The sequence below is a fragment of the Bradyrhizobium sp. CCGUVB14 genome, from assembly GCF_024199935.1.
In the GTDB taxonomy this organism is placed as follows: domain Bacteria; phylum Pseudomonadota; class Alphaproteobacteria; order Rhizobiales; family Xanthobacteraceae; genus Bradyrhizobium.
In genome coordinates, this window is the sequence record NZ_JANADS010000001.1 from 9423721 (window position 1) to 9443020 (window position 19300).

At 66.7% G+C, this 19300-nt stretch carries 14 protein-coding genes; 8 read left to right on the plus strand and 6 right to left on the minus strand.

All coding sequences use genetic code 11. The features are described from left to right. Nucleotides 1-61: 61 nt before the first annotated feature. The 3 genes from NLM32_RS44135 to NLM32_RS44145 all read left to right on the plus strand — a co-directional run bounded on the left by NLM32_RS44135 (nucleotide 62) and on the right by NLM32_RS44145 (nucleotide 5585). Complete coding sequence (locus NLM32_RS44135; protein WP_254134890.1) at nucleotides 62-3556, plus strand: hypothetical protein; 3495 nt, start codon at nucleotides 62-64, stop codon at nucleotides 3554-3556. Nucleotides 3557-3900: 344 nt separating this feature from the next. Next, complete coding sequence (locus NLM32_RS44140) at nucleotides 3901-4818, plus strand: sulfite exporter TauE/SafE family protein (protein ID WP_254134891.1); 918 nt, start codon at nucleotides 3901-3903, stop codon at nucleotides 4816-4818. Then, complete coding sequence (locus NLM32_RS44145; protein WP_254134892.1) at nucleotides 4815-5585, plus strand: TIGR02186 family protein; 771 nt, start codon at nucleotides 4815-4817, stop codon at nucleotides 5583-5585. The genes NLM32_RS44140 and NLM32_RS44145 overlap by 4 nt, the downstream gene beginning before the upstream one ends. Before the next feature lie 172 nt (nucleotides 5586-5757). Here NLM32_RS44145 and NLM32_RS44150 read toward each other — a convergent pair whose 3' ends face one another. Together NLM32_RS44150 and NLM32_RS44155 are read right to left on the minus strand one after the other, a co-directional pair. Continuing rightward, entirely contained in the window at nucleotides 5758-6531 is a 774-nt protein-coding gene (locus tag NLM32_RS44150) for an MBL fold metallo-hydrolase (protein ID WP_254134893.1), read from the minus strand. Between the two features lie 14 nt (nucleotides 6532-6545). Further along, the gene (locus NLM32_RS44155) at nucleotides 6546-7454 is read right to left on the minus strand and encodes a DMT family transporter (RefSeq protein ID WP_254134894.1); all 909 of its coding nucleotides are present in this window, start codon (nucleotides 7452-7454) and stop codon (nucleotides 6546-6548) included. Nucleotides 7455-7549: 95 nt separating this feature from the next. Between NLM32_RS44155 and NLM32_RS44160 the strand changes: the two genes are divergently transcribed. Next, nucleotides 7550-8410 carry a LysR family transcriptional regulator gene (locus NLM32_RS44160; protein ID WP_254134895.1) on the plus strand — a complete coding sequence of 287 codons (861 nt, stop codon included), beginning with the start codon at nucleotides 7550-7552 and terminating at the stop codon, nucleotides 8408-8410. 233 nt (nucleotides 8411-8643) lie between these two features. On the opposite strand, the gene pdeM is transcribed toward NLM32_RS44160, so the two are convergent. From pdeM to NLM32_RS44180, 4 genes are all read right to left on the minus strand, one after another. Next, nucleotides 8644-9315, minus strand: a complete 672-nt coding sequence (pdeM, locus tag NLM32_RS44165; RefSeq protein ID WP_254134896.1) for a ligase-associated DNA damage response endonuclease PdeM — start codon at nucleotides 9313-9315, stop codon at nucleotides 8644-8646. 52 nt (nucleotides 9316-9367) lie between these two features. Next, the gene (locus NLM32_RS44170; protein WP_254134897.1) at nucleotides 9368-11941 is read right to left on the minus strand and encodes a ligase-associated DNA damage response DEXH box helicase; all 2574 of its coding nucleotides are present in this window, start codon (nucleotides 11939-11941) and stop codon (nucleotides 9368-9370) included. Between the two features lie 51 nt (nucleotides 11942-11992). Then, nucleotides 11993-13222: an ABC transporter substrate-binding protein gene (locus NLM32_RS44175; RefSeq protein ID WP_254134898.1), complete on the minus strand. Its 1230-nt coding sequence runs from the start codon at nucleotides 13220-13222 to the stop codon at nucleotides 11993-11995. A gap of 117 nt (nucleotides 13223-13339) precedes the next feature. Continuing rightward, nucleotides 13340-14266: a class I SAM-dependent methyltransferase gene (locus NLM32_RS44180; protein WP_254134899.1), complete on the minus strand. Its 927-nt coding sequence runs from the start codon at nucleotides 14264-14266 to the stop codon at nucleotides 13340-13342. Between the two features lie 52 nt (nucleotides 14267-14318). Here NLM32_RS44180 and NLM32_RS44185 point away from each other — a divergent pair, with 52 nt between their 5' ends. From NLM32_RS44185 to NLM32_RS44200, 4 genes are all read left to right on the plus strand, one after another. Continuing rightward, complete coding sequence (locus NLM32_RS44185) at nucleotides 14319-15356, plus strand: ligase-associated DNA damage response exonuclease (protein WP_254134900.1); 1038 nt, start codon at nucleotides 14319-14321, stop codon at nucleotides 15354-15356. Then, complete coding sequence (locus tag NLM32_RS44190; RefSeq protein WP_254134901.1) at nucleotides 15353-17221, plus strand: ATP-dependent DNA ligase; 1869 nt, start codon at nucleotides 15353-15355, stop codon at nucleotides 17219-17221. The genes NLM32_RS44185 and NLM32_RS44190 overlap by 4 nt, the downstream gene beginning before the upstream one ends. Nucleotides 17222-17389: 168 nt before the next feature. Further along, nucleotides 17390-17692, plus strand: a complete 303-nt coding sequence (locus NLM32_RS44195) for a DUF6460 domain-containing protein (protein WP_254134902.1) — start codon at nucleotides 17390-17392, stop codon at nucleotides 17690-17692. An 85-nt stretch (nucleotides 17693-17777) separates the two neighbouring features. Beyond that, nucleotides 17778-19103, plus strand: a complete 1326-nt coding sequence (locus NLM32_RS44200) for an MATE family efflux transporter (RefSeq protein WP_254134903.1) — start codon at nucleotides 17778-17780, stop codon at nucleotides 19101-19103. The last annotated feature ends 197 nt before the right edge of the window (nucleotides 19104-19300 follow it).

Sequence of the window (19300 nt, forward strand, 5' to 3'; positions counted from 1 at the left end):
GGCACGCGTGGGGAGACTGGAGGCGCCGGGTGGGGCGCCGGAGTCGGAACCGGACAGAGTCATGAATTCGCGCGTATCGTGGAGTGTTGACGGTATCGATCCATCCGTCAGGGAGCGGGCCGAAGCTGCTGCGCGCAGAGCCGGCATGTCACTCAACGATTGGCTGAACTCCACGCTCGGCGAGACTGCCCCGCAAAACTTTCGCGGGCCTTACGATCCGCGTCAGGATCAACGTCCCGATCCGCGCGCGCAGCAGATGCAGAGTCAGGAAAGCCGTGACGTCGCCGACATCCATCAGCGCCTCGACGCGATCACCCAGCAGATCGAACGGATTTCGAAGCCCGCAGCGCCGCGCCAGGATTCGTCGCGAGAGAGAGACGTGTCGCGCGAGCAGGGCGTTGCCCGCCAGCTCAACGACGCGATCTCGCGGCTCGATGCCCGGCTGTCGCAGATCTCGCGGCCCCAGCCGCCGCAGCCTCAAGCACAACAGCCCCAAGCGCCACAGCCTCAACCACCGCGACCCGCACCGGTCGAGACGCGCCAGCGCCAGGCCGATGCGGTCGAGCGTGCCGCCGCGCAAGTCTATCGCAGCTCGCCGCCCCTGAGCCCCGCCTCGTTCGACGTCGCGGTCGCCGAGATCACCGCACGGCAGAGCGAGCTCGACGGGTTCGCACCGCGCCAGCTGCCGCCGCGCGCCGCGCCGTCGATCGCGCCTTCGGCTGCTCCCTATGCTCCGCCGATGGCGCCGCCCGCGCCTGCCTATGCTCCGCCGCCGCCGCAAGCAGGGCCGGATTTCTCCTCGCTCGAACGCCATCTGCTCAAGATCACGAGCCAGATCGAGTCGCTGCAGCGCCCCGACAACACCGAGCAGGCGATCAACGGCTTCCGCGCCGAGCTCGCCGAGATCCGCAACGCCATCACCGAGGCGATGCCGCGCCGCGCGATCGAATCGATCGAGAACGAGATCCGCTCGCTGCATCGTCGCATCGACGAGACCCGCTCCAACGGCACCGACGGCCAGGTGCTCTCGGGCATCGAGCGCGCGCTCGCCGACATCAAGCAGGTGCTGCGCACGCTGACGCCGGCCGAGCAGCTCACCGGCTACGACGAAGCGATCCGCAATCTCGGCGCCAAGCTCGATCTGATCCTGCGCGCCAATGACGACCCCTCGACCGTGCGCCAGCTCGAAGGCGCGATCTCGGCATTGCGCGGCATCGTCTCGAACGTCGCCTCCAACGAAGCGCTGGCACGGCTCTCCGAGGACGTGCAGCTGCTGTCGTCCAAGGTCGAACAGGTCAATCGCTCCTCGGACCGCGGCGACAGCTTTGCCGTGCTGGAGCAGCGCATTGCCGCGCTCACCGCCGCGCTGGAAACGCGCGAGCGGCCGCAACCTGTCGAGAGCACCGAACATCTGGAAGCCGCGATCCGCGCGCTGTCCGACCGCTTTGATCGCATGCCGGTCGGCAACGACTCGGCATCGGCCTTCGCGCATCTCGAGCAGCGGGTCTCCTATCTGCTGGAGCGGATCGAGGCCAACTCCGATTCGCGTGGCGGCAATCTGAGCCGTGTCGAGGACGGGCTGCACGACATCCTGCGCCACCTCGAGCGGCAGCAGGCCACGTATTCCGCGCTCGCCGAGAGCCGCAGCTCGGCGCCATCGCCCGATTCCGGAATGGTCGATCTCGTCAAGCGCGAGCTGTCCGACATCCGCTACAGCCAGGCCGAAACCAACCGCAGCACGCAGGATTCGCTGGAGGCCGTCCACAACACGCTCGGCCATGTCGTCGACCGCCTTTCGATGATCGAGGGCGATCTGCGTGCGGTGCGTACCGCGCCGCCGGCGCCTGCGCCGATGCCAATGGCTGCGCGCATGCCGATGGCCGCGCCGATGCAGATGGCCGCACCGGCTGAGCCGGCGCCGATGGCACGCGAGCAGCAGCCGCCGAAATACGATCCGAAGCCCGAGCTGCAAAATCCCGCCGCCGCGCAACATGCGCACTCCACCTTCGTGGCCGCGCCGCGCGAATTCCATGCTGCCGTGCCGGCTGCGCCTCCGCCGCTGCCGATGACGCCGGTTCCGCCGCGCGCGATCAGCGAAATCCTCGAGCCGCACACGGCACCTGCCCGCGCCGCGATCGCGCCCGAACTGCCGCCGGATCATCCGCTCGAGCCCGGCACGCGCCCGAACGGCCGCCCCGCAACGCCGTCCGAGCGCATTGCCGCGTCCGAAAGCGCGATCAGCGAAATCCCCGCCGCTCCAAAGGAGCCGGTGTCGTCGTCGAGCTTCATCGCGGCCGCGCGCCGCGCGGCGCAAGCTGCCGCCGCGCAGCCGCCGGAGAAGCCCGCCCGCGGCGTCAAGGCCGCCATCGCGGCCCGCGTCAAGGACAAGGGCCAAGGTCAGGCACAGGCGCAAGCACAGCAAGGCGCCTCGACCATCACCTCGAAGATCCGCTCGCTGCTGGTCGGCGCGAGCGTCGTCGTGATCGTGCTCGGCACCTTCAAGATGGCGATGAACCTGCTCGAAGGCGGCAGCACGCAGCCGGCCCCGCAGGCGATGGAGAACACGAGCCAGCCCGCGCCGCAGGCGCCGCCGCCGGTCGAGAACAAGCCCGCCGTGCCCGAGCAGGTCACGCCGTCGATGACCTCGCCGACGCCGATCGGCAAGCAGTCCTTGAACAATGCCGCACCGGCGCCCGCGCCTGTGACGAACTCGGGCAACACGGCGTCGGTCGAAATTCCGCCCGCGCCTGCCGCAGCCCCGCCCCCTCCCTCCAGCGACGTGACCGGCGCGCTGTCGGGCACGAGCCGCGCACGGCTTGGCACGATCCAGGTGCCGCCGAGCGAGAAGCTGCCTGACGGCATCGCTGGTCCCGCCCTGCGCACCGCCGTCATGAAGGGCGACGCGACCGCGGCCTACGAGATCGGCGTACGCTTTGCCGAGGGCAAGGGCGTGGCCGCGAATTACGACGAAGCGGCGAAGTGGTACGACCGCGCGGCGCAGGCCGGCGTGGTGCCCGCGACCTTCCGTCTCGGCACGCTCTACGAAAAGGGCCTCGGCGTGAAGAAGGACGCCGACATCGCCCGCCGCTACTACACGCAGGCCGCCGAGCGCGGCAACGCCAAGGCGATGCACAATCTCGCGGTGCTCGACGCCGACGGCGGCGGACGCGGCGCCAACTACAAGAGCGCGGCGCAGTGGTTCCGGAAAGCCGCCGACCGCGGTGTCGCCGACAGCCAGTTCAACCTCGGCATCCTCTATGCCCGCGGCATCGGCGTCGAACAGAACCTCGCCGAGTCCTACAAATGGTTCACCCTCGCCGCTGGGCAGGGCGACGCGGACGCAGCGACCAAGCGCGACGACGTCGCCAAGCGTCTCGACCCGCAATCGCTCGCCGCTGCCAAGCTCGCAATCCAGACCTTCAGCGCCGAGCCGCAGCCCGACGACGCCGTCAACGTCCAGGCGCCGGCCGGCGGCTGGGACAGCGCTCCGCAGGCGGCCACCAAGCCCGCGCCGAAGCCGGTGGCGACCAAGAAGTCGGCCTCGGCCGCGCATTAAGCTCGATGAGATTGAGCCCGGTGCCCACCTCTCCCCAGCGGGGAGAGGTCGGATCGCTTTGGCACGCAATTGCGCGCCTGAGCGATCCGGGTGAGGGGCCGTGGCACTCACCGAGATTGTAACCCCTCACCCGGATCGCATCTTCGATGCGTTCCGACCGCTCCCTTCGGGAGAGGTGATCCGCGTCCCTGGCTTGCATCAGTTCAGACAAGCTGGTCCCGATCATTCACCACGCGCCAATTTCCCGGTCCCGCCCTGCGCCGAATTCCGCTATTGAAGGACGCGGCATGCCCTTCGAGCGAGCGCTCCGCGAAATCGATCCGTCTCGCCGGAGCGTGGGTCCGATGCAGCTCTACCTTCCGATCGCCGATCTTCCGGTCAACGTGTTCCTGGTGCTGGCGATGGGCGCGGCCGTCGGCTTCGTCTCCGGCATGTTCGGGATCGGCGGCGGCTTCCTGATGACGCCGTTGTTGATCTTCATCGGCATCACGCCCGCGGTCGCGGTCGCCTCGGTGGCGAGCCATATCGCGGCCTCGTCGTTTTCCGGGGCGCTGACCTATTGGCGACGTCGCGCGATCGATCCGGCGCTGGCGAGCGTGTTGTTGTGCGGCGGCGTGACCGGCACGGCGCTGGGCGTCTGGACCTTCACGCAGCTCCGCGCGCTCGGCCAGCTCGATCTGATGATCGCGCTCTCCTACGTGGTGCTGCTCACCACGGTCGGCAGCCTGATGTTCTCCGAAGGCCTGCGCGCATTGATGCGGACCCGGCGCGGCGCCGTGCCGCCGCGCCGCACGCACAGCTGGATCCACGGCCTGCCGCTGAAAATGCGGTTCAAGCGCTCCAAGATCTATCTGTCGGTGATCCCGGTCGTCGTCATCGGCGTCGTGATCGGCTTCATCGGCGCGATCATGGGGATCGGCGGCGGCTTCATCCTGGTGCCGATCATGATCTATATCCTGCGCGTGCCGACCTCGACGGTGATCGGAACCTCGATGATCCTGACATTGGTCACCATGCTGTTCGCGACCATGCTGCATGCGGTGACCAATCATCTCGTCGACGCCGTGCTGGCGCTGATCCTGATGGTCGGCGGCGTGACCGGTGCGCAATTCGGCGCCCGCGCCGGCCAGAAGATCCGCGGCGAGCAGCTGCGGCTGCTGCTGGGCCTGCTGATCCTTTCGGTCGGCGTCCGCTTCGCGGTCGAGCTGGTGATCCGCCCCGAAGACCTCTTCACCATCCGCGAGCTGGGAGTGAGCGGATGACGCGCGTTGTTCTCGCAGCGCTTCTGGTCCTGTGGCTCGGCGCGTCCGCGCGGGCCGAGCGGCTGATCGTGTCGGTGTCCAACCACCGCGTCACGGTGACGCCAAACTATTCCGGCGAGGAGCTGGTGCTGTTCGGTTCGGTGGAGAAGGACGCTTCCACGCCGGCCGACCGCACGGCCTACGATCTCGTGGTCACCGTGATGGGCCCGCGCGCCGACATGGTGACGCGGCGTAAGGAGCGCACCTTCGGTATCTGGATCAACACCGACTACCGGCAGTTCCTGCAGGTGCCAAGCTATCTGGCGCTGTTCGCCAATCGGCCGTTCGACAGCATCACCTCGCCCGAGATCGCGCGGCGGCAGCAGATCGGGCTGAACAACGTGCTGCTGACCCAGCGCGTCAGCGGCGATTACGCCGACGTGGTGCCGAACGACGCTTTTCGGTCCGCGTTCATTCGCCTGCGCACCCAGCGCGGGCTCTATCGCGAGGATGCGAGCGCGGTGACGTTCCTGACGCCGACATTGTTCCGCACCGGCATCCCGCTGCCGGCGGAGGTGCCGATCGGGACCTATGAGGTGGACATAAAACTGTTCGCGAACGGCGCGTTCATCAGCAAGACCGAGACCGCGTTCGAGATCGTCAAGGTCGGCTTCGAGCAGTTCGTGGCGACGACGGCCCGGCAGAACGGGCTGGTCTATGGCCTCGTCACCGCGGCCATGGCGCTGATGACGGGATGGATGGCGTCGATCGTGTTTCGGAAGGATTAGCCTCCGCCATCACTGCGAGTGAAGGCACGCGGTAATCTCTCCGAGTCGTCCTGGCGAAAGCCAGGACCCATAACCACAGGCAGTCGTGATTGCGGAGACTCGGAGTTACCATCACAAGCCAAACTTCGCCCTGGGGTAATGGGTCCTGGCTTTCGCCAGGACGACAGCGAGGCTACGGCGCCTCAACCACCGTCGGCACGCCGGGCTCCAGCAACCGCAACCGCGTCCCGAAACCCAGCACATCGAACGTCTTGCGCAGATCCTCGCTGTTCTGGCGGAAATGCGCCCAGCCTTCGGTATGCACGGGCACGATCATCGCGTCGGGAAAGGCGCGCGCGGTCTCGATGGTGTCGTTGGTGTCCATGGTGAGGTGGAACGGCCCGCGCGTTTGCGCAGCACCCGCAAAGGGCAGCACCACGCCGCATTTGAAGCGGCGCGCGACTTCGGCGACGCCGTCGAACCAGGTGGTGTCGCCGCTGATATAGACCGCGCTCGTGTCCTTGCGGCTCGACTGCACCACGAAGCCGATGACATCGCCCGACAGCGGCTCGATGCCGGCCGGGCCGTGACGCGCCGGCGTGGCGGTGATGGTCAGCGTGTTGCCGTCGGCGTCCTTCAGATGCGCCGTCGCCCAGGGCGCGAGGCCCTCGACATGGCCGCCGAGACGTTTTGCGCCGGCCTCGGTCGTCAGCGCGCGCGGCGCCTTGAGCAGATAGTCGCGGCCGGACTTGTCGAGATTGTCGGAGTGCTGGTCGTGGCTGAGCAGCACGGCATCGATCGGGCCGATCGCGTCGGCCTTCACCGCGGGACCGATGGTCTTCTCGAGCTTCACATGCGGCAGCTGATAGGCGCCGGGCGCATCGAAGGTCGGATCGGTGAGCAGGCGAAAGCCGTCGATCTCGATCAGCGCGGTGGGGCCGCCGATCAGGGTGATGGACACAGGCATGAGGGGAACTCCTCTTACACGATCGCCTTTGCGGGGCGCGTCACCAGGTAAATGCCGAGCGCCACCGGAATGATCCCCAGCAGGTCGCGCATCTCGACATGCTCGCCGAGCACGAGGAAGGCGAACAGCATGCCGAGCGGCGGCATCAGGAAATGATAGGCACTGGCAGCCGTCGCGCCACACACTTTCAGGAGATGAAACCAGAGCCAATAGGCCAGGATCGAGCCGCCGAGCACGAGGAAGGCGAAGGCGCCGATCAGGCTTGGGGTGACATCGATCGCATGAACGTCGGCGAAGGTGAGCGCGACCGGCGTCAGCACGATGCCCGCCGCGAGATTCTGCACGCCGTTGCCGATCCACAAGGACCCCTTCGGCGCGAACAGCTTGAACAGGATGGTGCCGGCGACGATGGAGGCGAGCGAGGCCAGCGTGAACAGGATGCCGTGCAGAGAGTCCGTGCCGACCGCGAGGCGATGCCAGACGATCAGGGTGACGCCGATGATTCCAAGCGAGAGGCCGCTCGCCTTGCGCCAGGTCATGCCCTCGCCGAGCAGAAGCGCCGCGAGCGCGGCCGTGAACACCGGGTTGGCCGAGACGATCAGGCCGCCGAGGCCAGCGGAGACCGATTGCAGACCGGTGTAGCCGAGGCCGAGATAGAGCGCGTTGTTGGCGATGCCGAGCACGGCAAAAATCAGGGCATCGCGCCACGACAACGACCAGTCACCGCGGATAGCGGTTGCGCCGAGGATCAGGATGCCGGCGAGCGAGAAGCGCGCGGCCAGCAGGATCAGCGGCGGGCAATGGGTGACGCCGATCTTGCCGGCGACGAAAGCATAGCTCCAGAGCAGGCAGAACACGCCGATGGCGAGCGGCAACGTGTTGAAGCGGCTGCGGGGGACCGAAATTGAGGGGGCGAGGGACATGACATTCTCCTGGGCCCTCGATCTAGGGACGCTGCTTGCTATTTGGAAATTAAATGATTAACTCGTCATCAGTGGATTTTCGAATGGAGGCGCCCATGCTCGATCTGGAGCTCCTGCGCAGCTTCGTCTCAGTGGTCGAGGCCGGCGGCTTCACCCGCGCGAGCGAACGCGTCCACCGCACGCAGTCGACCGTCAGCCAGCAGATCAAGCGGCTGGAGGAGGACGTCGGTCAGGTGCTGCTGCACCGTGACGGCAAGGACGTGCGCCCCACCGAGGCCGGCGAACGGCTGCTGTCCTATGCACGGCGGCTGCTGTCGCTGGCGGAAGAGGCGCGCGACGTGCTGCGCGAGCCCGACGGGGGCGCGGTCCGGCTCGGCATCCCCGAGGATTTTGCGGCGTATCGGCTGGCAAAGCTGCTCGGCGCGTTCTCGCGCTCTCATCCGAACCTGCGGCTCGACGTGCGCGCCGACCAGAGCAAGAACCTCGCCCGCGATCTCGAACGCGGCGAACTCGATCTCGCGCTCTACAAGCGTGAGGCCGGCGGCAAGGAAGCCATCGCGATCTGGCCGGAGGAGGTGCACTGGGTCACCAGCAAGAGCCATCCGGTCGATATCAACGTGCCGTCGGTGCCGCTGATCGGCTTTCCGCTCGGCTGCCTCTACCGCGCCGGCGCCATCCATGCGCTGGAAACCGCCGGCCGCGCCTGGCACATGTCATACTCGTCATCGAGCCTCGCCGGCATCCAGGCCGCCGTCGCCGCCGGCATGGGCCTGAGCATTCTGTCGGAAATGTCGATCCTGCCTGACCATCGCGTGCTGACGGCCAAGGACGGCTTTGCGCCGATCAACCGCACCGAGGTGGCGCTGATGGCCGCCCCGAACGCCAGCTCCGCGACGCTGCGGCTGGCGGATCGACTCGCTGAGTTTTGCGAGGACGTGCAGGCGAAGGCGGCTTAGTTGCCGTAGGAGAAATCTGCCGCCGCGATTCCAGTGCGTTCCCTCCCCCCTTGCGGGGGAGGGCTAGGGAGAGGGGTACCACACGGGGACTCTCTCGGTGAGCGCGTACGGCACGAACGAAGCTAGATAGACCTCTTCCTGGGCCCCCTCTCCCCCACCCTCCCCCGCAAGGGGGGAGGGAGCGCAGTTGTGCGCGTAGAGAGAGCGTTCGATCCGAATTGAGACGGCGCCAATCAATAGCAGCGCGACGCCGCAATCGCGTGCACGCGACGGTCGCCGAGCAGATGCGCGACAAAGCTGGTCTTCGGAAAGATCTTTGCAAACGCCGCATCGCGGATGCTGAGGCCGCCGGCATAGGCGCCGAAGGCCGGCATCACGGCGCGTAGGCCGTCGCTGGCGAAGCAACGGCGCTCCATCGAACGGCCGCGCGCGGAAACGCGCGCCTTGGGATGCAGATGGCCGGCGATCTCGCCATGCGCGCCGGTCGGCTCGTGGCGGAACGTGATCGGGCCGATCGCGACTTCATCGGCGACAGTGCCGCCGAGATCGCGCGGCAGCATGGGATCGTGATTGCCGGAGATCCAGATCCAGTCGCGGCCACTTTGGAGCGCGGCGACGGCGTCGCGGTCATCCGCGGAGAGGCGCTCGTGCGCGGCGCGATCGTGAAAGCTGTCGCCGAGCGCGATGACGATCTTTGGATCATGGCGGGAGATGACAGCAGCGAGCCGGCTCAGCGTCGCCAGCGTATCATAGGGCGGCAGCAGCACGCCGCGGGTGGCGAAGCTGGAACCTTTTTCAAGATGCAGGTCGGAGACGACGAGCAGGCGCTGCTCTTCCCAGAACAGCGCGCCGGAGAGATCGGCCGCAAAAGTCACATCGCTGATGCTGACCCTGGAAACGCGCATGTCCTCGACATCCTCTGAAACCAGCGCGCCCAACGTCACGTCAAAACCTGCTCTATCCCATCGCCTCTTTGACCAGCTCGTCGGCGGCTTCCGCCAACAGCTCGTCGCCAGCCTCGCCATAAACTGACTCGCGGCCGATTTCCAGCATCACGGGGACGGCGAGCGGGGAGACGTGGTCGAGTTCCCGGTGGGTGATGCGGCCCTGGATGCGGGCGAGCATGTCGCCGAGACGGCGCAGGTCGAGCAGGCCGGTGGCCGCGTCCGCGCGCGCGGCGCGCAGGAGTACGTGATCGGCCTGGTGCTTGCGCAGCACGTCGTAGACGAGATCGGTCGAGAACAGCACCTGGCGGCGGCTCTTCTCCTCGCCGGTGTGGCGGCGCGCGATCAGGCCGGAGATGATCGCGCAATTTCGGAACGTGCGCTTCATCAGAGCGGATTCGGCGAGCCAGGCCTCGAGGTCGTCGCCGAGCATATCGGGATCGAATAGCGCGTTGAGATCGAGCCTGCCGTTGCGGATCATGAAGGACATGTCGCCGAGCGCCCAGATCGCCACCGCATATTCGTTGGCGACGAAGCCGAGCGGCCGCGCCCGCGCGCGTTCCAGCCGGCGCGTCAGCAGCATGCCCAGCGTCTGGTGCGCGAGACGGCCTTCGAAGGGATAGCAGACGATGTAATGCTTGTTGGCGCGCGGAAAGCTCTCGACCAGCAACTCGCGCACCGCGGGCACGCGCGACACGTCCTTCTGCAATGACAACCAGTCACGCACCTGCTCCGGCAACGCTTTCCACGCGCGCACGTCATCGAGCAGCCGGCGGACGCGTTCGGCGAGATAGGTCGAGAGCGGAAACTTGCCGCCCATATAGGACGGCACCTTGGGATCCTTGTCATGCGCGCGCGAGACATAGACCTGGTCCTCGACCAGGGTTTCGTAGCGCACGACCTCGCCGCTGAACACAAAAGTGTCGCCGGGGCTCAGGCCCTCGATGAAGGCCTCCTCGATCTCGCCGAGCAATCGGCCGCCGCGCGCGATCACGCCGGTCGCGCCACCTGCTTTTCCTTGCCCGCCGCCGCGCGAGCGCACCAGCCGCACCTTCAGCATGTCGTCCTCGACAATTGTGCCGACATTCATCCGGTAGCTCTGCCGCACTTTTGGATTGGCCACGCGCCAGCGGCCCTCCTTGTCCTGCTTGATGCGGGCGAAGCGCTCATAAGTTTTTAGCGCGTAACCGCCGGAGGCGACGAAGTCGACGACGTCGTCGAAATCCTGTCGCGTCAGATCGGCGTAAGGCGCCGCAGTGCGCACCTCGTCGTAAAGCGCCTCGGAGAAAAACGGCTCGCCGCAGGCGCAGCCGAGCACGTGCTGGGCCAGCACGTCGAGCGCACCGATGCGCAGCGGCGGCGTGTCCTGTGCGTTCTCGGCGATGGCGTCGATGGCGACGCGGCATTCCAGCACCTCGAAGCGATTGGCCGGCACCAGCACCGCGCGCGAGGCCTCGTCGAGGCGATGGTTGGCGCGACCGATGCGCTGCATCAGGCGCGACGCCCCCTTGGGCGCGCCGATATTGACGACGAGATCGACGTCGCCCCAGTCGACGCCGAGGTCGAGCGAGGAGGTGCAGACCACGCCGCGCAATTTGCCCGCCGACATGGCATCCTCGACCTTGCGGCGCTGCGCGACGTCGAGCGAGCCATGATGCAGCGCGATCGCCAGATTGTCGTCGTTCATGCTCCAGAGATTCTGGAACAGCATCTCGGCCTGGCTGCGGGTGTTGACGAAAACCAGCGTGGTCTTGTTCGCCTTGATCAGCTCGTAGATTTCAGGAAGCGCGTGGCGCGCGCTGTGACCGGCCCAGGGCAGCCGTTCGCGCGTATCGAGCATCTCGACCTGCGGCGGCGCCGCGCCGCCGGCGATGACGATGTCGGCGGAGCAGGCCTCTTTCGGTTGCGGCACCAGGAAGCGGGCCAGCGATTCCGGCTCGGCGACCGTTGCAGACAGGCCGATCGCGCGCATCTGCGGCGCCAGCCGCCACAGCCGCGCCAGGCCCAGCGAGAGCAGATCGCCGCGCTTGGAGGTCACCAGCGCGTGCAGCTCGTCCAGCACGATGCGTTTGAGCGAGGAAAATAAAAACGGCGCGTCGTCGGAGGAGAGCAGCAATGCGAGCTGCTCCGGTGTCGTCAGCAGGATGTCCGGCGGATAGCGCCGCTGCCGCTGGCGCCGCGACACCGGCGTGTCGCCGGTGCGGGTCTCGATCTTGATCGGCAGGCCCATCTCGGCGACCGGCCGCTCCAGATTGCGCGCGATGTCGACCGCGAGCGCTTTCAGCGGCGAGATGTAGAGCGTGTGCAGGCCGCTGCCGCGTTGCACGGCGCGGCCGGTGGAGACGACGGATTTCGCGGGAGAGGTCGGCGCGGCACTTAGTTCCACCAGCGTCGGCAAGAATCCCGCCAGCGTCTTGCCGGCGCCGGTCGGCGCGATCAGAAGCGCGCTAGCGTCCTCGCGCGCCTTCTCCAGCAGTGCGAGCTGATGCTCGCGCGGCGCCCAGCCACGGGCCGCAAACCACGCCTGGAAGCGCTCGGGCAGCAATGCGGCCGGCTCGGCCGGTATTTTGAGGATGCGGGGCGGCACGGCGTAAGAGGTAAGCCGTGCCGGCGGGTTCGTCGAGGGGTGGGGAGGTCCCTACTCCGACATCGGCTTGTCCGAGATATCCCAATCCTTGCCGCTGAAGATCGAGATGAACAGCGTCTTCATCGGCGTGTAGTCGTCGGGCGTATAGTCGTAGGTGACGCCGTCGAGGAAATAGGGCGAGTGGAAGCCCTTCAGCGTGGAGGCCTGCTTCAGCACGTTGGCGCGGGTGAGCTCGTCGCCGCAGCGGCGCAGGATCTCGCCCATGGTCACGGCCTGGCCGTAGCCGGCAAAGGCGATGGTGTTGTCCTGATCGATCGCCGGCGTGTACTGCTTGCGCAGTGCCTCGAACGCCATCACGTCGGGGTCCTTCTCCCATTTCGGCAGACCGACCTCCTTGTTGTAGCGGATGGCGACGATGCCCGCGGCGTTCTCGAGGCCCGCGGCGTTGAGGATCGAGCGGCCGGTCGAGCCCGCCGACAGCAGCTGCAGCGGCTTCCAGCCGAGCTCGGCGACTTTACGGATCGACTGCGACGTCGCCTTACCGGTGGTGATGTTGTAGAAAACGTCCGCGCCCGATTTCGAGAGATTGATGAGCTGGGAATCGACCGTGGGATCGGTGAGATCGTAGGTCTGCTCCATAATGACCTGCGCGGTGCCGCCGGCATCGGCCAGCACCTTCTTGAAGGGGCCGAGGAAGTCGCGGCCGAAATCATCGTTCTGGTAGAGGATGCCGATCTTGGCGTTCGGCTTCGTCGCGACGACGTGCCGCGCGAGGATGCGCGCCTCGGTCGGATACAGCGGCAGGCCCGCCATCGTCCATTTGAACTCTTTCGGGTTATTCCACTTCGAGGCGCCGGTGTTGAGCAGCAGTTGCGGCACGCCCTTGGAGTTCAGGTATTTGTGCACGGCGGTCTGCGGCGCGGTGCCGAGCGAGCCGTAGAGCGCGAGCACCTCCTCCTGCTCGACGAGGCGGCGCGTCGCCTCGACGCATTTCGGCGCGCTGTAGGCGTCGTCCATGGTCAGGAACTTGATCTTGCGTCCGTTGATGCCGCCCTTCTCGTTCAGCATCTGGAAATAGGCTTCGCCAATGCGCCCGAGCACGCCGTAGAGCGAGCCGGGACCGGAATGCGGCACGGTCTGCCCGATCTTGATCTCGGTGTCGCTGGCGCCCGCATCGTATTTCTTCTCGGCGGCCCAGACATACGGCGCGGGCAGAACGGATGCGGCAATGGTGGCGAGCGCGGCGGCGCTGACATCGCGCCGCGATGGATTCTTGGTCATTGTTGTTTCTCTCCCTAATGCGCGCATTGTGCTGGCTTCGCCGCACCGCTCGCAAGTAGGAAGATCGTCGCTGAGCGACGCATGACGCTTAATTTGCAGCGTGTTTAGCGCCTAGACTCAAGTTTTCTCGGCAACGACGACGAGACCGCGCACCGGCTCGTTGTTCTCGATGCGCGGCGACGCCGGCTCGAGCGTCAGCAGCTTCAGTCCGGCCTTCGCAATCGCGCCGCGGACATATTCCGCCGAATGGGCATAGCGCAGGCCTTCGCCGAGCACGATGCCATCGCCGTCATGCGTCTCCAGCGTGAAGGCAAGCACGCCGCCGATCGCGAGTACGCGCCTTGCTTCCGTGAGCACCGGCGCGAGATCGGAGAGATAGACGAAGGCGTCAGCGGCGACGACGAGGTTCGCGTATCCGTCCGCCTTGCTGCGCAGGCCTTCGATCATGTCGGCGACCTCGAGCTCGGCGTAGAGCTCGGTGGCGCGCGCTTCCTTGATCATGCCGGGCGACAGATCGATGCCGATAAAATAATCGACCTGTTTTGCGAACGCCGCCGCCGCAAGCCCGGTGCCGCAGCCGAGATCGATGGTGCGCTTGAAGTAGGCCGGCTTCTTCGCCGCGACGCGCGCGGCCAGCACCGCCTTGAAGATCAGCGACGGCGCGCGATAGCCGAGATCGTTGATCAGCGCGTGCTCGAAGCGCGGCGCGTATTGGTCGAACAGCGCCTGCACGTAAGCCTTGGGCATCTCCGCCATCTCGGTATCGCCAAGCCGCATCAGATGCAGGCCGGCGCCGTGCTGGTCCTCCGGATCGGACTCGCGCGCTTTGCGAAATGCCGCGATCGCCTTGTCGCGCTCGCCGAGTTGCTGGCGGATTTCGCCGAGCGTGAACCAGGCCGACGTGAAATTGGGCGCCAGCTCGATCGCCTGCTCGATCAGATCGGCGGCGGCGGGCAGATCGCCCTTGAGCTGGAGGTCGCGTGCGAACTCGAAACGGCGGTCGGCCATGAGATCGCCGGAGGTCAGAAACAGGCGGAGCGGCATTGGGAACCAGGTGATGACTCGAAGATGCGGTGGAGCGACCTATATACCAATCATGCGCCCACAAGACATCCTGCTGCCAACTGCTGACGGCCTGTGCTGCAAGCCCGGCGGCTTCCACATCGACCCCGTCCGCCCGGTCGAGCGCGCCGTGATCACCCACGGCCATTCCGACCATGCCCGCGCCGGCCATGGCGCGGTGCTCGCGACGCAGGAAACCCTGGACATGATGCGGCTGCGCTACGGCGAGAATTTTGCCGGCGCGACGCAAGTCATCAGCTATGGCGAGGAAATCCGGCTCGGCGACGTCAAGGTCAAGTTTCACCCCGCCGGCCATGTGCTGGGCTCGGCGCAGATTGCCGTCACCTGCAAGGACACCTGCATCGTCGCCTCCGGCGATTACAAGGACGCGCCCGACCCGACCTGCGTACCGTTCGAGCTGGTGCCCTGCGATGTCTTCATCACCGAGGCCACGTTCGGCCTGCCGGTGTTTCGCCACGGCGATGCGGCCCTCGAGGTGAAGAAGCTGCTCGCCTCCGTCGCGCTGTTTCCGGAGCGCGCGCATCTCGTCGGCGCCTACTCGCTCGGCAAGGCCCAGCGCGTGATCGCGCTGCTGCGCCTCGCCGGCTATGACGCGCCGATCTACCTGCACGGCGCGATGGAGAAGATCACCGAATACTATCAGAGCCGCGGCATCGGGCTCGGCGAGCTCAGGCCGGCGATGGGTGTGAAGAAGGCAGCACTCGCCGGCACCATCACGCTGGCGCCGCCATCTGCGACGTCGGATATCTGGGCGCGACGCTTCCCCGATCCCGTCACCGCCTTCGCCTCGGGCTGGATGCGCGTGCGCGCCCGCGCGCGACAGGGTGGCGTCGAATTGCCGCTGGTGATCTCCGACCACGCCGATTGGGACGGCCTCACCGCCACCATCGCCGCAACCGGCGCCGGCGAGATCTGGGTCACCCACGGCCAGGAAGACGCGCTGGTGCATTGGTGCAAGACGAAAGGCCTGCGGGCGCAACCGCTCGATCTCGTCGGTTATGGCGAGGAAGAGGAGAGCGAGCCGCCGGCTCACGGCGAGGCCGAGGCATGAACCGCTTCGCCGAACTGCTCGACCGCCTCGCCTACGAGCCCGGCCGCAACAACAAGCTGCGGCTGCTTACCGGCTATTTTCGCGAGGTCGGCGATCCCGACCGCGGCTACGCGCTGGCCGCGCTCACCGGCGCGCTCAGCTTCAAGCATGCCAAGCCGGCGTTGATCCGCGACTTGATTGCGTCGCGCACGGACGAGGTGCTGTTCGGGTTGAGTTACGATTATGTCGGTGATCTCTCGGAGACGGTGGCGCTGATGTGGCCGAAGCGGGTGCCCGGTAACAGCGAGTCTTTTCCGAGCCACCCCTCTCCCCTACCCTCCCCCGCAAGGGGGGAGGGAGCGCAGCGGAGCGCGTCGCTGTCAGCGAGCACAATAGCCACTAGCGATTCGCAGAGTGAGGGACGCAGAAGCCTCTCCGTTCCCTCCCCCCTTGCGGGGGAGGGTCAGGGAGAGGGGTATCACACGGGCGGTATCACTGTTGACTCACGCCACAACAACCCGCCTCCCCCGACCCTCACCGAAGTCGTCACCACGCTGCGCACGCTCGGCAAGAGCGAACTGCCGAAGCAACTCGAACGATGGCTCGATGAACTCGACGAGACCGGCCGTTGGGCGCTACTGAAACTCGTCACTGGCGCGCTTCGCATCGGCATCTCCGCGCGGCTGGCGAAGACGGCTGCCGCGGCGCTTGGCGACAAGGATCCGCATGAGGTCGAGCTGATCTGGCCGGGCCTCACGCCGCCCTATCTCGACCTGTTCGCCTGGCTGGAAGGCCGCGCCGAGAAGCCGGTCAATCGCGATCCCGCGCCGTTCCGCCCCGTCATGCTGGCGCATGCGATCGAGGACAGCGATTTCCAAAACCTCGATCCAGCCGACTACGTCGCCGAATGGAAGTGGGACGGCATCCGCGTGCAGGCGGTCGCCGGCCGCGACGACCGCGGGCAAATCACGGCGCGGCTCTATTCGCGCACCGGCGAGGATATCACCGGAAGTTTTCCGGACCTCGTTCCATCACTGCGCCTGCCGGGCGCGATCGACGGCGAGCTGCTGATCCTGCGCGAAGGCCGCGTGCAGAGTTTCAACGTCCTGCAGCAGCGGCTCAACCGCAAGGCCGTCTCGCCGAAGCTGATCAAGGAATTTCCGATCCATCTGCGCGCCTATGATCTGCTCGGCGACGACGGGAACGATTTGCGCGAACTGCCGTTCGCCGAGCGACGCGAGCGGCTCGAAACCTTCATCGCAAAGCTCGGCGATCCCCGCATCGACCTCTCGCCCACCGTCCCCTTTGCGAGTTGGGACGCACTCACCGCCGCGCGCGCCGATCCCGCGAGTGCCGGCGCGGGCGAGGATGCTGACGCCGTCGAAGGCGTGATGCTGAAGCGGCGCGATGCGCCCTATCTGCCGGGCCGGCCGAAGGGGCAGTGGTGGAAGTGGAAGCGGGACCCGCACATCATCGATGCCGTGCTGATGTATGCGCAGCGTGGCCACGGCAAGCGCTCGTCCTATTATTCCGACTACACGTTTGGCGTCTGGACCGAGACCGAGAGCGGCGAGGAGCTGGTGCCGGTCGGCAAAGCCTATTTCGGCTTCACTGACGAGGAGCTGTTGCAGATCGACCGCTTCGTCCGTCGCAACACCACCGAAAAGTTCGGCCCCGTCCGCCACGTCGTGCACGAGGGCGACAAGGGGCTGGTGCTGGAGGTGGCGTTCGAGGGGCTGCAACGCTCGCCGCGGCACAAATCCGGCGTCGCGATGCGCTTTCCCCGCATCAGCCGCCTGCGCTGGGACAAGCCACCGCGGGAGGCGGACCGGCTGGAAACGCTGGAAAAAATGCTGAAAGCGGAAGCGGCGGAGGTTGAGGCGTGAGGCATGGCAAGTGCGCCCCCTCTCCCGCTTGCGGGAGAGGTTGCAGCCAGCCCGCGGCACGCGCTTGCCCAAATTAATATCCTGTAAGCCGATTGACGCACCCTTACGGGTTCCCCATGTCCCCCGCCGTGACCTATAATCCGGGCGAATCCGCCCAAGGAGTTTGAGATGGCCCACGACGTCAGAGATTTGCCGGCCGGCCACAGCGATGGCCTGCACCGCTTTCTCGGCGGCTCGCCGCTGGCGGTCGCGTTTCGCCTGGTGCTGCTCTCGATCCTGGTCGGCGTCGTGCTGGCCGCGATCGGCTTCGATCCCTGGAACATCCTCATCAGCATTCGCCTGCTGTTCCAGCGTATCTGGGATCTCGGCTTCGATGCGGTGAACTGGCTGTGGCGCTACTTCCTGCTCGGCGCGGTCATCGTGATCCCGATCTGGCTGTTGTCACGCATCTTCGGCTCGCCGCGCCGCTAAGGTCCTTTGAAATGCGCGGCCGGCGCAAGCACGCCATGCCGGCCGCGATGGTGCAATTGGGCGGTTGGTCGGGTAGACGCAGCTGATGCACGCCCCCGTTCACCCCAAGGTCGGCAGCCGCCAGGTCTTCGCCATCGCCGGTCCGGCGATGGTCGCGAACCTGACGACGCCGCTGATCGGCGTGGTCTCGACCACCGCGATCGGCCGGCTCGACGATGCCGCGCTGCTCGGCGGCGTCGCGATGGCCTCCGTCATCTTCGACTGCCTGTTCTGGCTGTTCGGCTTCCTGCGCATGAGCACGCTCGCCTTCACCGCGCAGGCGCTCGGCGCGGGCGAGACGCGCGAGCAGACCGTGATCCTGGTGCGCGGCTTCATCGTCGCCGGCCTGATCGGCGGCGCACTGATCGCGCTGCAATTGCCGCTTGCCGGTGCGCTGTTCGATTTGATGGGCGGCAGCGCGGGCGTGACGCACGCGGCGAAGACCTATTTCATGATCCGGATCTGGTCGTCGCCGTTCGCGTTCGCCAACTACGTCATTCTCGGCTGGCTGGTCGGACAGGCCCGCGCCAATCCGGCGCTGCTGCTGCAGGTCGTCATCAACCTCATCAACATGGCCGCGACGATCCTGCTGGTGCTGGTCTACGACACCGGCATTGCCGGTGCGGCAATCGCCGCGCTGCTGTCGGAGGGCATCGGCTTCGTGCTCGGCGTCATCGTCTGCCGGCGCCATGCCGATGGGGGCTTTGCCGTTCCCACCGCAACGCTGTTCGATCGTGCCAAGCTGATGCGGCTGCTGGCCGTCAATTCCGACATCATGATCCGCACCGCGGCGCTGATCACCGTGTTCCTGTTCTTCACAGCCAAGGGCGCCCGCGCCGGCGACGTCACGCTGGCGGCGAACTCCGTGCTCAACAATTTCCTGCTGGTCAGCGCCTTCTTCCTCGACGGCCTCGCCAACGCCGCCCAGCAGCTCTGCGGCCGCACCTTTGGCGCCCGCGATGCCAAGGGATTTGCGGATTCGACCCGGCTGGTGCTGCTGTGGGGTCTCGGCTTCGCGATCGTCGTCGCGGTGCTGTTCGCGCTGTTCGGGCCGAACCTGATCAACTTCATGACGGCAAGCGAGGATGTTCGCCGCGCCGCGCGCGAGTTCCTCCCGTTCATCGTGCTGGCGCCGATCCCCGGCGTGTTCGCCTTCGGTTTCGACGGCATCTTTGTCGGCGCCACCTGGGCGCGCGAGATGCGCAACCTGATGCTGGCCTCGCTCGCGATCTTCTTCGCCATCTGGCTGGCGCTGCAGTCGTTCGGAAACACCGGGCTGTGGTGTGCGCTGATTGCGTTTTACGTGGCACGCGGCGGATTGCAGGGGGCGCGGTATCCGGCGCTGTATCGGGCGACATTTCCGAAGGCGTAGCCCGGATTGAGCCTGTTCTTCTCCCTCGCCCCGCTTGCGGGGAGAGGCATAGGCGGCCCTTGGCCGCCGTTCTCTGAGAAAGAACGCCGATGCGTAGCATCGGCTATGGTGAGGGGGAGTCTCCGCAAGGGCGGTGAGAGTTGGATTCGCGGAGAGTCCCCCTCACCCGGAATTTGCTCTCGCAAATTCCGGCCTCT